The organism is Gordonia otitidis (assembly GCF_020735545.1).
Lineage (GTDB): Bacteria > Actinomycetota > Actinomycetes > Mycobacteriales > Mycobacteriaceae > Gordonia > Gordonia otitidis.
In genome coordinates, this window is sequence record NZ_CP085974.1 from 3,136,999 (window position 1) to 3,152,085 (window position 15,087).

Consider the following 15,087-nt stretch of genomic DNA (forward strand, 5'->3'; position numbering starts at 1 on the left):
GTTTACAGTGCGAGTGCAGTTCTGACGTGGCTCGGCCACGAGCCGCTGTCGATTCCGTGAATCGCGAACAACGCCAACGTGATCCGATCCATACCGATGCCGACACACGCACTGTGTGCGACTTCGCCGTCAGACGTCGAGATGTCGAACCCGGCTCCGAAATGATCCTGATGGTTGTTGCACGACGTGAGCGCCGTTCCTTCGTCGAGGTCTCCGTAGAGGCGCACGACGAACTCTGTCTTCAGGCCTTCCTCGAGTTGGTTGGTTGCCAACAGTTTGCCGGTTCGGCCGAAGAAGGGGTCGTTGGCGGGCACGGCGTCGGCGGACAGCTCCAATTCGGTGAACATGGTGTGGGCGACTCGTGTCCACGTCGCGCGGTGTTCGATCGCGCCCGCGGGGTCTCCCACGTAGACGAACTCCTGCATTCTGAAGGCCTGCATCCGCAGAGGGTCGTCGGACGGCTCATGGCGGAAGCAGTAGCCGTGGACGTTGTAGCGCGATCCGCCTGTGGGCAGGGTGCTGGGAAGCGTTGCATACAGGGGATGGCATGCCGCTGAGACGAGCATCGTCCCTGCAGAGCACAGGTGCCCGTCCCACGGTAGCCCCGCCTCGCGGTCGAGAAGAAGCGAGCGATGTTGCTTCGAATCGCCAGTGAACGTGGAGATCGCGCCTGTCAGCTGAGGGAACGAGGCGATGTAGTCGGTCTTCTCGTATGCCTCGCGCGGAAAGACAGGTGGGAAACGAAGGCGTGTGACGTTGCCGGCTCCGTGGGTGTCGATTCCGAGTCGCCAGACCACGCGGTCGACTCCTTCGAATACGGCCTCGTACTCCGCCCCACGACCGTAGAGTCCGTCGATGCCGGAGGGGACGAGGTGTCCCGCTTCGATCAGCTGGTCGCGGAAGAGCCTGTGCGCCAAGCCGAGATCGGCGACTAGTTGGTCAGTCATGTTCTTTACCCCCGTAGTGCGAGGACCAGTTGCGAATTGTTCGCCCGGATCCGGTCGTTGGAAACCATCAGTGCCGGTCCATACGAATCACGCAGAAGCCGACCCATCGACGCTGGATGGTTCTCGCGGTATCCGTTGATTCCGCAAATGGTGAGCGCGGCCGCGACAACTTCGACAACGGCGGTTGATGCGGTTAATTTCAAGTTGTTCATGGCGACCGAGAATCCGATCGTCGGCTCCGTGTCGCCGGAGGCGAGAAACGCTTCATAGCGGGAGATTCCGTCGGTCACCGCGCTCTCGAAGCGCTGGTGCAGCACCAGGAGATCAGCGAATCGTGACGCCTGTGGTGGCACCGAACCCGGAGACCTCCGCGCCGCCTTGCGTACCTCGTTGCGGGCCTTGGCGACCGCTGCATCGGCGATACCGAGCCAGACCGCAGCCCAGAGCGTGTGTGACGACGGCTGCATGGTGTGAGCGGAAATGGTCGCGTAATCAGCGGGAATGACGTGGTCGGCGCTGGTATCAGTCGACAACATGAAGCCAGGACTGCAGGTCCCCCGAAAGCCCAGGGTGTCCCACTCGGACGTCTTCGTCAGTGTGGTTTCGGTTCGAGGACACACCACGAGCACCTGGTCTCCGGGCGGACTGTCGGGTCCGCGCCGTGCCGTGGTGCAGATGTAGTCCGCGTACTCACCGTAGGAGATGACGGGTGCGTTCTTCTCCAGATGGACGCTCCCACCGTCTGTTTCGACAGCGCATGTCGACGATCGCACGTCACCGCCCGTGGTGATCTCCGTGGTCGCGGAGGCTAATAGCGCCTCGGAATGGGCGATCTCACGCGCAAGCTCGACCGACGCGGCTGAAGTCGCATGAAAACGCAGGGTCAAAGCCTGCGAGTGGTGCATAGCGAAGATCATCGCTGTCGAGCTGCAAGCTGCACCGAGTTCTCTTGCAACAGAGCTTAATTCGGCGATCGAACTGGACCTTCCCCCGTATTCGGCGGGTAGCGATGCCGACAGCAGGCCGGCATCGCGCAGTGCTGCGACCGCTTCGAACGGGAAACGGCCGTTGCGATCTACGTCGTCGGCAGCGGCGCACGCAGCCGAGACTGCGGCAGTCGAGTCGAGCACGGAATTCAATTCTCCTGTGGTCAACAGAATCCTTCCAACAAAGCGAACAAACGTGGCTTGATGGGAATTGTGGACCGCTGAATCCCCCCCAAAGCGCTGAAGCCGACCGCTCCCCCAAGTGGTCATTGACTCAAAGCAAATGTAGTATACGAGCAGAATGTGGCACCTGCAACGCGGAATTTTGCAGACTAATCCGACCGGGGGACGGCGGAAGATGGGGGAGGAGTTCAGTGGCGACCATTGACAAATCGGACATAAGGGACGTTCTGGACCGCTTCGGAAAGCTGGCGGTGCCCGCGGAGAAGGTCGACGATGACGACGACCTCTTCACAGTTGGACTGACATCGCATGCGACCGTCAACGTCATGCTCGGCCTCGAAGATCTCTACGACGTGGAGTTCCCCGAAGAACTGATGAAGAAGTCGACCTTCTCCAGTGTCAACAGCCTCGCTTCGGCTTTGAGCTCGCTCGTGGCCGCAGGAGTGTGACGTTCATCGTCGGCTGCGACCTCGTCGACGTTGCCGACATCGAGGAATCGATCGACCGATTCGGCGATCGTTATCTGACCCGGGTGTTCACCGACGCGGAGATCGCTCACTGCGACGGGCCGAATCGCGCGCAGCGTCTCGGCGCGCGATTCGCGGCGAAGGAGTCGGTGATCAAGACATTGGGCATCGTCGACGACGCGACACCGTTGCGCGAGATCGAAGTCGTCATGAACGGTGCCGTGCCCGGCATAGCCCTGGCAGGTGGAATGGCTGCGCTCGCCGAGCGCAGAGCATGGCGGAATCCATCGCTGTCACTGTCGCATACGTCGACGCACGCCATGGCGACCGTCGTCGTCCAAGTCGGGATGTGACAGTGGGGGTGTGACGGGGAACACCGTGTGTCGCCTACCATCGGCGAGGTGGCCGACTGTGTGGTGAGGGCGGAAGCGCTGGTTCGTGAATACCGACTCGGCGATGAGCGGGTCCGTGCGCTCGATGGACTGAACCTCTCGCTCGACGGCGGACAGTTCGTGTCCATCGTCGGTCCGTCCGGCGCCGGCAAGAGCACGCTGCTGCACATCATCGGCGCCCTTGATACCCCGACGTCGGGCTCCATCGAGGTCGACGGTGTCGACCTCGCGTCACTCGACGACAATGCCGCGTCCGCTTTTCGACGGCACCGCGTCGGGTTCGTGTTCCAGTTCTTCAACCTCGTGCCGACGATGTCGGCGTGGGAGAACGTAGCTCTCCCACGACTTCTCGACAGTCAATCGCTGCGTCGGGCCAAACCGCGCGCCGTCGAGCTCCTCGACAGCGTCGGACTCGGCAACAGGGTCGATCATCGACCGTCGGAGCTGTCGGGTGGCCAGATGCAACGCGTGGCCATCGCGCGATCGCTGATGATGGAGCCGTCCATCCTGCTCGCCGATGAACCGACCGGGAACCTCGACTCGCACACCGGAGAATCGGTCCTCCGGCTGCTGTCCGAGGTTGCCCACGACGCGCCGAACCGGCTGGTGATCATGGTGACGCACGATCCACATGCTGCCGATGTCGCCGACACCACGATCACGGTGCGAGACGGCAGGATCGCAGCTCAGGACGAGGCGTAGTGTCGTCGAGACCGGTGCGGTCGCCGCTCGCTGCACTCACCCGCGTGCGCGTGCTCAACCTGCGCGAGCTGCGCGACCACAAGCTGCGCGTGCTCACATCGTTGATCGTGGTGGCGGTGTCGTCGGCGCTGCTGATCGCAGTGCTCGGCACGTACGGCTCGCTCACGGAGTCGATCCGCGATTTCGACTCCGCCATCAACGGAGTGGCCCAGCTCGAGGTTGCCTCGATCGCCGACTCGGGCATCGACGAGTCGCTGGCGGGCGAGATCCGCGCCGGGGCGTCGGATGCGAAGGCTGTCGTTCCCGTTATCCGCGGAACCGCCGTGGTCGGCGATCGGCGGATTGCGCTGGTGGGGTCCGACTTTCGTGCGACCGCTCTCGGCTCGGCCGTCCAGCAGGCCGCGGAGACGGGGCTGAAGGCCGACGATCTCGACGACGGCGTCGTCGTCGGCGCTGACACCGGACTTCGCCTCGGAGAGCGCATCTCGGTCAACGGTGTCGATGTGCGCGTGGTCCGTGTCGTTGACAGCGGTGGCGGTGGTGGACTCAACAACGGCGACTTCATGTTCGCCTATCTCGGCCTGGCGCAACGGTTGACGGGTCTCGAGGGCAAGGTCTCGTCGATTCTGGTCGTCGCGCGACCGGGGGCCGATAACGGCCGACTCGACGCAGAGGTCAAGCGTGTCGTGGCTGGTCGCGCCGTGGTCGTCGATCCGGGTTTCCGCGCCAAACAGGCAGAGGTGGCGGGGTCGGTCACGCGTGATTCGACGCTCCTCGTGTCGCTCATCTCTCTCGTCATCGCCGCGTTCCTCGTGTTCAACACCATGAACATGGCGGTGGCGTCGCGACGCCAGTCGTTGGCGATGGTCCGTGCGTTGGGCGCCAAGCGTTCTCATCTGGTGGGTGATCTGCTCGTCGAGGCGGCGGTCTTCGGCTTCGTCGGCGGCGCGATCGGCGTACCGATCGGAATACTCGCGGGGCGGTGGGCGATTTCGCGCGTTCCCGCGGCGACACGGGACTCGGTCTCGATCGCCGTCGACTACCACCTGCCGTCATATGCGCCGGTCGTTGCGGTGGTCGCCTGCGTGTTGGCATGTGTGGCGGCGACATCGCTTGCAGCGAGGTCGGTGTTCGCGGTGTCGCCGGTGGAGGCGATGGTCTCGGGCGAGGTCGCTGACGCCGAGCCTCAGCGCGGGCCGCTGACATGGTTGGCGGCAGTCGGTGGCGTGGCGCTGCTCGTCGGATCATGGTTCATCGCGGTCGACGTTCCGGGACGTCCGGCGATCATCGCCGGAGCTGTGTATGCGGTTGGGGCTCTTCTGATCTGTTATGCCCTGACCCGACCCCTCGTGCAGTTCGTCGTCGTGGTGGCCAGACGATTCGGTGGCCCGGGACAGCTTGCCGCGGTCAACACCGAACGCGCTCCTCGACGAGCCTGGGCGACACTGATGACCGTTGCCGTCGCGATCGCGGTCGGAATGGGGACGTCCGGTGCGCTCGACAATCTCGTCGCGTCGATTTCGCATTCACTCGACGGCCTCGGTGACCCGGACTTCTACATCTCGTCGACGCCGCGTGACGAGATCCCGGCCGGCACAGCGCTACCCGCCGCCATCGCCGACGAGGTGCGTGACGTACCCGGTGTGTCGCGGGTTGTCGGGGCGCAGTGGGCGAACGTCAACGTCGGCGAGGCCAGGATTCTCGTTCAGGGCCTCGAACCCGGCTCGACGGCGCCGTTCACCAAAAAGGCCACCCCGCAAGCACTCCACGACGTCCAGGAGGGTCGCGGCATCATCCTGTCAGGTGTGCTGGCACGGTCTCTGGACGCTCAGGTGGGCTCCACACTGCGGATGGCGTCGCCTACCGGATACCACGATCTTGTCGTGCGGGACGTCGTCGACTACATCTCCATTGATTCGGGTACCGCTGCGATGTCCAATACCCTGCTCGCGCAATGGTTCAACCGATCCGGCGATTCGTATCTGCAGATCGATGTCGGACGGGACGCGGATCGAACCGAGGTGCAGCAGCAGTTGCAGCGCATCGTCGACTCTCATCCGACGCCGCGGTCGGGCACCGCATATCTGTACACGGGGGCACAGGCGCTCGAGGCCACGCAGCAGCAGGCACAGCAGGCAGGTGCGTTCACGGTCGCGATCCAGTGGATCGTCTCGCTGGCCGCGGCGATCGCGTTGCTCAACACGCTGTTGCTGTCGGTGCTGGAACGGCGCCGCGAACTCGGTGTACTGCGGGCGATGGGCGCCTCACGCCGATTCATCTCCCGGATGGTGGTGGCCGAGGCGGGAGCGATCGCGGTGGTCGGTACGGTCACCGGACTCGTCATGGGGACGGGGCTGCATTTTCTGGCCGACAAGATCCTCTCGGCGACCACCTCGCTTGACATCGCGTACTCGCCGCGGCCGTCGACCCTGCTGTTCGTAGCGGTGTCGATCGTGCTGTGCCTCGTCGGCGCCTTCGTGCCCGCCGCCCGCGCGGCCCGCATGAACATCACCGAGGCGATCGTCGAAGAATAGTCTCGGGCGCGAATTATCGCAGTGACCTGCGCCCGTCGCGACCCAGCAGGAGTATATAGTGACTCGCTTCACGGCGAGTCGATTTTTCGGCCGAACGCATGACGCCGCTGAGTTGCGTCCGTGACCGGCCAATGCGATATTCGTCGTGATCTCAGAGTTTGCGATCACAAAACGGGGGGGCCATTCAGCCCATGGTCAAACCTCCGTTGCTTCAGTCAACTTTCTCGCCGACGTTGGGAATGCACATGGCGAAAAGCCCTGGGATCTATGGAATTTGGGATGACTACCCGTCCGACTGTGTCCGACCGAAGGTGTCGGTGGTATTGCCTGCAATGAACGAGGCGCGCAATTTGCCTTTCGTTGCCGAACGGATGCCCCATGACATCGATGAGCTGGTGTTCGTCGACGGTCGCTCGACGGATGACACCGTGCAGATCAGTAAGATGCTGTGGCCGAACGCAGTTCAGGTCACGCAGACTAGAAAGGGCAAGGGGAACGCCCTCGCCTGTGGTTTCGAGGCCGCAACAGGCGACATCATCGTCATGCTCGACGCGGATGGAAGTACCGACCCGCAAGAAATCCCTCGCTATGTCAACGCGTTGACGTCAGGCGCCGATTTCGCCAAGGGTTCCAGATTCATCCGTGGTGGGGGAAGTGCCGATATCACCCAGATGCGGCGCATGGGTAATTGGGGCCTGAACGCCATCGTGAACAACTTGTTCGCGAGTCGCTTCACAGATCTCTGCTACGGCTACAACGCATTCTGGCGTCGGTGTCTCGACGTGATGGCATTACCGTCGTCAGGTTCGACGGGACACCAATGGGGTGATGGGTTCGAAGTCGAGACGCTGATCAATGTGCGTATTGCTGCCAGTGACCTGCGCCTGGTCGAAGTGCACAGTTTCGAGTCGGAACGTATCCACGGCGTCAGTAACCTGAATGCGTTCAGTGACGGGTTGCGCGTGTTGCGCACGATCCGCCGGGAGTTCGCCAACAGCCGTTCTGAACGGCCGGTGCTGCCCACAACCCAAGTGGCGCAAGTGCCATCGGCCCTGTGACGCCTGCCGCCACGACCGGGGAACGGTTCGGCGCGCGGCGCCTGCACTCCGATGCGATCGCGGTTGCGCTTTCGTCGATGGGCAACGCCGGCCTCGGTGTGCTGTTCTGGGCGTTGGCCGCACGATTGATCGCACCCCACCAACTGGGTGTGATGACGGCGGTGCTCTCGGTCATCACCTCGTTGGCCTCAGTGGTCGCGGCAGGCGTCGGGGATGCATACACCGCCCTGCTTCCCGCGACCGGAGGCGCACGTGGTCGTGTATACCAGCACGGTCAGCGCATCTTCTACGTGCTGACCGTCGCGTCGGGAGTGGTGGGGGCGATGGTGGCGGTCGGTATGCTGCGCGAAATTCGCGGATCCGTCGCTGCGGCTGTGTTGATCGCAGTCGGGGTGGTCTTCTGGGCATCGTTCACACTACAGAACTCGACCATGATCGCGGTGGGCAGGGCGCGCTGGGTGCCTGTCGCCAATCTGGCCGTAGGGCTTGCGAAGATCGCGCTCTTGGTGGTCCTGGTACGCACGATCGGTTGGCACTCGGTGGAGTTGGCGGCCATAGTGGCGGTCGCGGCGGCGGCGCTGATCCTACGGCCGATCCTGTTGCTGGCGATTCGTAACGACAGTCTGCCGACGAGAGGTTCGGTGGCAGAGGAGCGTTCGATCCGTGAGTTCAACAGGGTGGTACGTCAGACCATCACGTTGTCGTCATTGGGGCTCGGCTTACTCACCATCACACCTTTTCTGGTGACGGTTTTCGCCGGACCGACCCAGGGCGCCCTCTTCGCGCTGTGTCTGACGATCGTGGCGACATTCGACTTCATCGGTGCGTCGATGGCGGTGTCGCTGGTCGTGCACGCGTCGGGAGTGCCCGAGCAGACCACAGCGATGGCTAGAGGTGTCCTGCGGCGTGCATTCGCGATCACACTCGTGGGCACTATCACGGCAGTCCTGGTGGTACCGACCGCGCTGCAGATACTGAATCCCGCGTATGCCAGGAGCGAGTCGCTACCGGTGATCATCGTGTTGTGTCTCGGGACGCTCACCCGGGTGCCCTATCTCGTGTGGACGTCGGTTCAGCAGGCTCGGCGTCAACTCCGAATCCCACTGGTGTTCAACGCGATCACGGCCGTTCTCATGCTGGTACTGCTGCCCCTGCTCGCACAACGATTCGGTGCACTGGGCGGTGCTTGCGCGCTTCTGGTTCACCAACTGGCGCTGACCGTCGCCGCTGTCTGCCACCACTTGCTGAACAGAACCGGACGGAGAGAGACGACATGACGAGATACCACGGTTCTGTGATGACCGTGATCCGGCCGATCACCGAGCTGCCCGCACATCTCGAGCCCTGGTCGGGGGCGGTATGGGTGAGCGAGATCGAGATCGGCGAGTTCGTCAGCGGCGATCTCGAACTGGTCGGCGGAGAGCAATACACGCAGGCGCGGTTGTTGATCCGCAGTTCAGGGATACCACTCGGCTTCGTGCAGGCGCCGATCTCCAATGGATACGTCGACGGAGCCGAGGTACGCGACCTGGGCGCGAAACTGCCGCCCGTCCCGGCACCGCCGACCAGAGTGGTGTGGCCTCAGATCTCAGTGGTCATCTGTACGCGCGACCGTCCCGAACACCTCCGCGCCATGCTGCGAAGTCTCGACGTGCTCGACTACCCGAGCTTCGAGGTCATCGTGGTGGACAACAACCCATCGAGTGGACTGACAGCCGGGGTCGTACACGAGCATGTCGGCGTACCCGTGCGGCTGGTCGACGCGCCGCGGCAGGGCCTGTCCGTCGCCCGAAACGTCGGGTTGCGTAACGCCGATTACGACCTGGTCGCCTACACGGACGATGACGTGGTGGTCGATAAGGATTGGCTGACACGAATTGCCGAAGGATTCGGACGTGACGACCGCGTCGCCTGTGTCTGCGGGATGGTGCCCACCTCTGAACTGCTCACACCAGCACAGTCCTACTTCGATGCTCGTGTCGGGTGGGCGGAGCGGTGGTCGCCAGAGACCTACAGTCTGGACGAACGTCTCGCCGATCCGCTTTTCCCACTCAGGGTCTCGGAGTTCGGCACCGGCGCTAACTTCGCGGTGCGCCGTGACGTCGTCCTGGGCATCGGCGGTTTCGACGAAGCGCTCGGTGCCGGGGCGCCGGCCGGAAGTGGCGAGGACATGGACATGTTCGTCCGTGTGCTGCTTTCAGACCACCTTCTGGTGCGGGAACCCTCGGCATTGGTGTGGCACAGTCATCGCCGCACTGCCCCGGAACTCGAGCAGCAGATGTTCAACTACGCGGTAGGACTCTCGGCATTCATGTCGAAGCTCATGCAGCAGCCGCGGACCGGCATCATGGTGCTGCGCCGATTGCCTGCCGGTATGAGGCACTTTCGCGATATCACGGTGGTCGACGACCCGTCCGCACGCGTCGCCGATCCGGGACTGGCTGATGTCACTGCGCGTGAGAGGCGTGGAATCCTCCGCGGACCATGGGAATTGGTGCGTGGCCGGTTATCGGGACGTGCAGCCGCGCCGCTCACCCCGCGTTCAGCGCAGTCCGGCCTTCCGCTCATCGCATTCGTCTTTGCCGTGCTCGGCGCGCTCGGCGCGATCGGGTGGTTGCCGAGCCCGGTGCGAGCAGTAGCGGTACTGTTGTTCGTGTTGCTCGCTCCGGGAGCACTGATCTGTGCGTACTGCCGAGCGCTACCTGTTCTCGTGACCCGGGCGCTTGTTCCGGTTGCAGGTTTGGCGACTACCATTCTCGCCGTTGGTGTCCCGCTCTTGGCGGGCTTCTACAAGCCGCCGACGACGCTCCTGATCATGGCCGGAGTCACCGCTGCCGGTGCAGGCGTACGACTACTGCGGTCTCCGTCCGAGCTGCGCGCATTCTCGAGTGGTCGCGCCAGAGCATTTCACACCCCGAGCCCGGCACCGTGGGTGCTGCTGGCAGCATCGTTGGCCGCATTCGGGTACGGCGTGACGACCATTCGCGATTCTTCGGTCAGCTTGTTCGGGCTGCTCGCCTCGGCGTCGCCGATCTATGCGGCGTCGATCCTGTTGTCTTCCTGTGCCTTTGTCGTTGCGCTGCTTCGCCGAGAGTACCCGGCGGCCTGGGTTGCCATCATGGTGATGATCGTGTGCTTGCGGTTGCCACGTGTGGTCACCACCGAGGTGCCCATGTACGCCTGGACATACAAGCACCTGGGTGTCGTCGACTATATCCAGCGGCACCACGCGCTGGCACATGGAGTCGACATCTACAACGGTTGGCCCGGATTGTTCTCGCTGACCGCGTGGTACGCCGATCTCACCGGCTATTCGGCGATCGACATCGCGCACTGGTTCACCCCGGTGTTCCACGTGGCGCTCGCCGGCCTGATGTACGTGCTCGCGCGGGTGTGGCGACTCAACCGGGATCAGGCACTGCTGGCCACTTTCCTGGTCGTCACCTTGAACTGGGTTGAGCAGGACTACTTCTCGCCGCAGGCGATCGGAATGATTCTCACCGCGGGAATCCTCATCCTCTTCGGGAGCGCCCGACGCAGGTCGGCAGCCGTCGCTCTGATCTGTATTCTGTTCGCTGCGTTGACGATCACCCATCAGCTGACTCCGTACTGGGTGATGCTCGCCGCCGTACTCCTGGTTCTCGGACGCTCGTTGCGGCCGTGGTGGCTGCTGATCCCGATGGCGCTCATCCTGGGGGCTTTTCTGGCCACAAATCTCGATGTGACCAGCAACTACCACATGTTGTCGCTGGATATCCTGAAGAACATCAGGACCAATGACGCGAACATCGGTGCTACCGGACAACGCGTCACGAGTTGGGTGATGCGCACTCTCACCGGATCCGTCTGGCTCGCCACGGTTATCGTGCTGTGCTTGCGATGGCGTCGGAAGCAACAATTCTGGGCGCTGGCAGTGCTCGCGCTCAGCCCGATTCTGATCCTGGGCGGACAGGGCTATGGCGGGGAGGCCATCTTCCGGGTGTTCCTCTATTCGCTGCCGGGATGTGCCATCGTCCTGGCTCCGGTGTGGCTGAGCGGATTACGCTCCCCGAGACGCCGAGCCGTGATAGCGATCGGGGCCCTGGTACTGGCGACTGCAATGGCAGCGCAGGCCTATTTCGGAAGTTGGTACACCAACCTGATGACACGGTCGCAGGTGACTGTTGCCGGTGATCTGCTCGCACGTGGCGACCTGCCTGCGTACATGACTCCGATGGTGCCCGCTTGGCCAGAACGCAGTACTGCCGACTACGTCGATTACGCGCGCTGGACCGACACGTTCGACCACGAGATGATCTTCGCGACGGATCTCATCCCGACAGACTTCTCGGCCCAGAAGTCCTACGACAAATTGATGGAACTGGTGACCGCACGCGCGGCGCCGACGTACATCGTGTTGTCGAAGCCGATGAAGGCTTACGGCAACTACTTCGGAGTGTTCCCAGGTAATGCGATGGACAACCTCAGAGCCCACCTCGCATCCGATCCGCGGTGGAAAACCGTGGCCTCAGGCAAGGACGTCTGGGTGTACCTCTACGCCCACTCGGCATAAGGAGAGCAAACCATGTCCCGGAGTATTCCTATCGAGCGACGTGATCGGCCGTGGATGTCGACCCGCACCGTGTACATGGCGGGGCCGTTACCGGTCCCTCCCATCGATGTGGTGCGGTCTCGTCTGCGTACCTATGCGCGTCTGAACCCCACGAGCAGGCTGACGTGGACGGTCAGTGAGGACGGCCGGCACTGGGAGCTCCACGACGTGCTGCCGGATTCGGCTGTCGTGGAGCGTGAGTGGCCCGTCGGAACCTCGATCGAGCAGGTTCTCGACCGCCTGTACTCCGACGAGTCACTTGCTTCTCCGGTGGCCGTGGTCTGCTTGCCCGAACATATCGCGCTCGTCTCGCGGCACGGGCTGTGGGACGGCCGCAATGCGACCACGATCTCGGAGGCGGTGGTTCGTGCGGCCGTGTGCGCCGAGTACCACATGTGGCCTGCGCATGCGTCGAGTCGCGCGCCGCTGCTGAAGGCCGCGATCAAGACGTTCGCTCGCCATCCGGGAAAGCTGCGCGACGCAATCGCGGATCGTCCGGTCGAGCAGACGGATTCGAGCTCCGGAACGGAGATTGCGTGGAAGCCGTCGATGCAGGCGATCGTGTCCACGATTCCCAATGAGATGATCGACGGAGCGATCGAGCGTGCAGCTGCCGGCGGGATCAAGGTCAGCCGATTCTCGCTGCTGAGCGTCCTGCTGTTGCGTACCTTCGATGAGCTGGGTTTCGAGGTCGAACCCAATGTGAACGTCATGGCAGATCTGCGTAACTATCTCGGCGAGGGATGGATCGACGGAAACTTCGTCGCGACCGTCCCGCTCCGGCTCGACGAGAAATCGACACCGGGGGAGCTGTCTGCGGTGTTGAAGAGGACACTGAAATCCGGTCGGCCGCTGGCCAGTTCGATCCTGTCGTCGATGCATACCGGCGGCAAGCGATATGTCCCGAATCCGATGCCGTCGACGATCGATGCGGGACGAAAGACGCAGTTGACCATCACCGATCTCGGCGTCCTACCTCGTAAACCGCTGCCGTTCACCGGAAAAGGCCCTGCCATCTGGGCGCAGACCGCGCCGCCGGCCGGGCCGTCGGCGGTGACGGTCGGATTCACCCGCACCCCAGATGTCACTGTCGTGTGTGCCTCCGGATACGACACCGCCATCGACGCCGATCTGCTGCGCAAGTCGATCGACGCGCTCGCCTCCGACCCTGCCGGTGTGCTCGCGGACAGCGGGGGGCATGCGTGACGAAGACACTGGCTGTGACCGTCGTCGCGGACGTCACCGGCGCTGAGCAGAGCCTGCTGAACATCGCACCGCTGATGAGGACCCGTGGAATAGAGATGGCGCTGGCGACGGTACCTGGTGGAGTTTTCGAAAAGAGGTGGCGTGCGGCCGGTTTGGAGTTCTGCCCGCTGACCGTTCCGGACAGGCAGGGGTTCAGACCCAACTCTGGTGTCGGATACAGCTCGCTCGGCGAATACCTCACCTTGCCGTGGCGGTCAATGCGCGCCGTGTCGCGAGTCCGGCGGGCAGCGAGGCGTTCTGCCGCTGACGTGATCCATTCGAACAGGCTGATCACCCACCTCGACTGCGTGCTCGCGGCGCGACTGTCCGGCAAGTCGTCGATAATCGAACTGCACGACATCGTCTCCCCAGGCGTCGGACGGTGGGCGCTGGGAGTAGCCGCGCTGCTATCTGGCCGCACCGTCGCCGTGAGTGGTGCGGTTCGAGATCAGGTTCCCAGGTGGGCGCGCAAGCGCGTCGTGGTCATTCCACAAAGTGTCGACCTCGCACGTTTCGATGGCGCCCATTTCGTCGATGCACAGTCAGCTTCGGGCTGGCGCGCGGAACTGGCGGCCGATCCCGACGAGCCGATCATCGTCGCTGTGGGCCGAATCGATCCGGAGAAGGGACTCGGTGTTCTGATCCGGGCCGTTGCGGACATGAGACGAGCGGGTTCCCGTGCGCAACTCGCACTTGTCGGATCGCCGAGCAAAGACGCTGACGGCGGGCATCTGCGGGACCTGCGGGGTCTCGGCGAGTCCCTGCTCGGACAGGCATTCAGATGGATACCACAGGTCGACGACGTGCCAGGGGTCTTACACGCCGTGGACGTTCTCGCCTGTCCGTCGTATGCAGAGCCGTTCGGCATGATCATCTTGGAGGCACAGGTCTGCGGTGTGCCCGTGGTGGCTTCGGCAGCGGGCGGTCCGCTGGAGTTCGTGATCGAGGGAGAGACGGGGCTGCTGGTGCCGCCCGCTGACGTCACCGCACTCGCGCGTGCGCTCGAAAGCCTGCTCGGCGACGAGGAGCGGCGTCGAGACATCGCTTCCGCGGGCCGTGCTCATGCGAAGGACGAGTACAACGCAGACCTGCGGGCCGACCGTTTCGCGGCTCTCTATGAGGCTGTGACCGGGTGATGTCGATGGTGGTCGGGAAAGAATCCCCGCGACGACGCTGGGTTAGGTGTCTCGGATTGGCCTGTGCCGCAGCGTTGGTGAGCACTCTGGTGGTGCTGACCGGTTGTTCGGCTGATCCGTCCGAACAGACGACGACGGTCGGACGTCTGTCGAAGGTGACCGCCGACGTGGACGGTCAACGCGTTCTCGGCCTGTATCGCACGGATATCCCGGTGAAGGGTGTCGTGATCTATTTCCACGGTCTCGATCGTGACGAGACGGTCATCGAGATGGACAGTCCGCACAAGGAACTCACGCAGACACTGGCCGATGCCGGATATCCGGTCGTCGCGAGCGACGCGAGCGGGAACGCTTACGGCAACGAACAGTCGCAACACAACTATGCGCAACTGGTGTACGCGGCGACGGAGAAATTCAAGACGCGAGCGGTCTTCTTCGTTTCCGAATCCATGGGAACCGTGGCGGCGGTGAATCTCATGGCTCAGGAGTCTGATCTGCGGGTGCGGGGTCTCGCAGGGATCAGTCCGCTCCTCAACCTCACCTCCGGTCCGCCCGACTATGTGACCGCGGCACACGAGGTCAACCCGCAATACCGCCGCACCAGTCCTATCGACCTACCGCCGACGGCCCTGCGCGGCAAAAACTTTCGCTTCTACTACTCGAAGACCGACCAACTCGTCGACTCCGACACCAATGTCATCGCGTTCGAGCGCAGGTTCGGTCGGGAGGCCAACATCTCCACCGTCGAGTGCACCGGCGAGCACATGGACAAGTCGTGCATTCAGGGAAAGGACATACTCGCATGGTTCAGGAGTCTGGGCAACGAGTGATGGTGGTCGGTTCCGG

12 protein-coding genes are annotated in these 15,087 nt (G+C 63.3%); 10 read left to right on the top strand and 2 right to left on the bottom strand.

Annotated features, from left to right (window positions below):
- Positions 1–2 precede the first annotated feature (2 nt).
- Positions 3–947: an amino acid--[acyl-carrier-protein] ligase gene (locus tag LK459_RS14395; RefSeq protein ID WP_227919099.1), complete on the bottom strand. Its 945-nt coding sequence runs from the start codon at positions 945–947 to the stop codon at positions 3–5.
- Between the two features lie 5 nt (positions 948–952).
- Positions 953–2,101, bottom strand: a complete 1,149-nt coding sequence (locus LK459_RS14400; RefSeq protein WP_322590784.1) for an acyl-CoA dehydrogenase family protein — start codon at positions 2,099–2,101, stop codon at positions 953–955.
- A 215-nt stretch (positions 2,102–2,316) separates the two neighbouring features.
- On the opposite strand from LK459_RS14400, the gene LK459_RS14405 reads away from it, so the two are divergent.
- The 10 genes from LK459_RS14405 to LK459_RS14450 all read left to right on the top strand — a co-directional run bounded on the left by LK459_RS14405 (position 2,317) and on the right by LK459_RS14450 (position 15,071).
- On the top strand, positions 2,317–2,565 hold the full coding sequence (locus LK459_RS14405) for an acyl carrier protein (protein WP_227923763.1): 249 nt from the start codon (positions 2,317–2,319) through the stop codon (positions 2,563–2,565).
- Positions 2,562–2,936 carry a holo-ACP synthase gene (locus tag LK459_RS14410; protein WP_227919102.1) on the top strand — a complete coding sequence of 125 codons (375 nt, stop codon included), beginning with the start codon at positions 2,562–2,564 and terminating at the stop codon, positions 2,934–2,936. Before LK459_RS14405 ends, LK459_RS14410 begins: the two co-directional genes overlap by 4 nt.
- A gap of 27 nt (positions 2,937–2,963) precedes the next feature.
- Positions 2,964–3,677 carry an ABC transporter ATP-binding protein gene (locus tag LK459_RS14415; protein WP_227919103.1) on the top strand — a complete coding sequence of 238 codons (714 nt, stop codon included), beginning with the start codon at positions 2,964–2,966 and terminating at the stop codon, positions 3,675–3,677.
- Positions 3,677–6,211, top strand: a complete 2,535-nt coding sequence (locus LK459_RS14420; RefSeq protein WP_227919105.1) for an ABC transporter permease — start codon at positions 3,677–3,679, stop codon at positions 6,209–6,211. The genes LK459_RS14415 and LK459_RS14420 overlap by 1 nt, the downstream gene beginning before the upstream one ends.
- A gap of 245 nt (positions 6,212–6,456) precedes the next feature.
- Entirely contained in the window at positions 6,457–7,269 is an 813-nt protein-coding gene (locus LK459_RS14425) for a glycosyltransferase family 2 protein (RefSeq protein WP_227919107.1), read from the top strand.
- Entirely contained in the window at positions 7,266–8,546 is a 1,281-nt protein-coding gene (locus LK459_RS14430) for a lipopolysaccharide biosynthesis protein (RefSeq protein ID WP_227919109.1), read from the top strand. Before LK459_RS14425 ends, LK459_RS14430 begins: the two co-directional genes overlap by 4 nt.
- A 20-nt stretch (positions 8,547–8,566) precedes the next feature.
- Entirely contained in the window at positions 8,567–11,821 is a 3,255-nt protein-coding gene (locus LK459_RS14435) for a glycosyltransferase (protein ID WP_227919110.1), read from the top strand.
- A 12-nt stretch (positions 11,822–11,833) separates the two neighbouring features.
- Positions 11,834–13,066: a hypothetical protein gene (locus tag LK459_RS14440; protein ID WP_227919112.1), complete on the top strand. Its 1,233-nt coding sequence runs from the start codon at positions 11,834–11,836 to the stop codon at positions 13,064–13,066.
- Positions 13,063–14,241, top strand: coding sequence for a glycosyltransferase family 4 protein (locus LK459_RS14445; RefSeq protein WP_227919114.1), 1,179 nt, complete (start codon positions 13,063–13,065; stop codon positions 14,239–14,241). Before LK459_RS14440 ends, LK459_RS14445 begins: the two co-directional genes overlap by 4 nt.
- 56 nt (positions 14,242–14,297) lie before the next feature.
- Positions 14,298–15,071, top strand: a complete 774-nt coding sequence (locus LK459_RS14450; RefSeq protein ID WP_227919115.1) for an alpha/beta hydrolase — start codon at positions 14,298–14,300, stop codon at positions 15,069–15,071.
- Positions 15,072–15,087 lie beyond the last annotated feature (16 nt).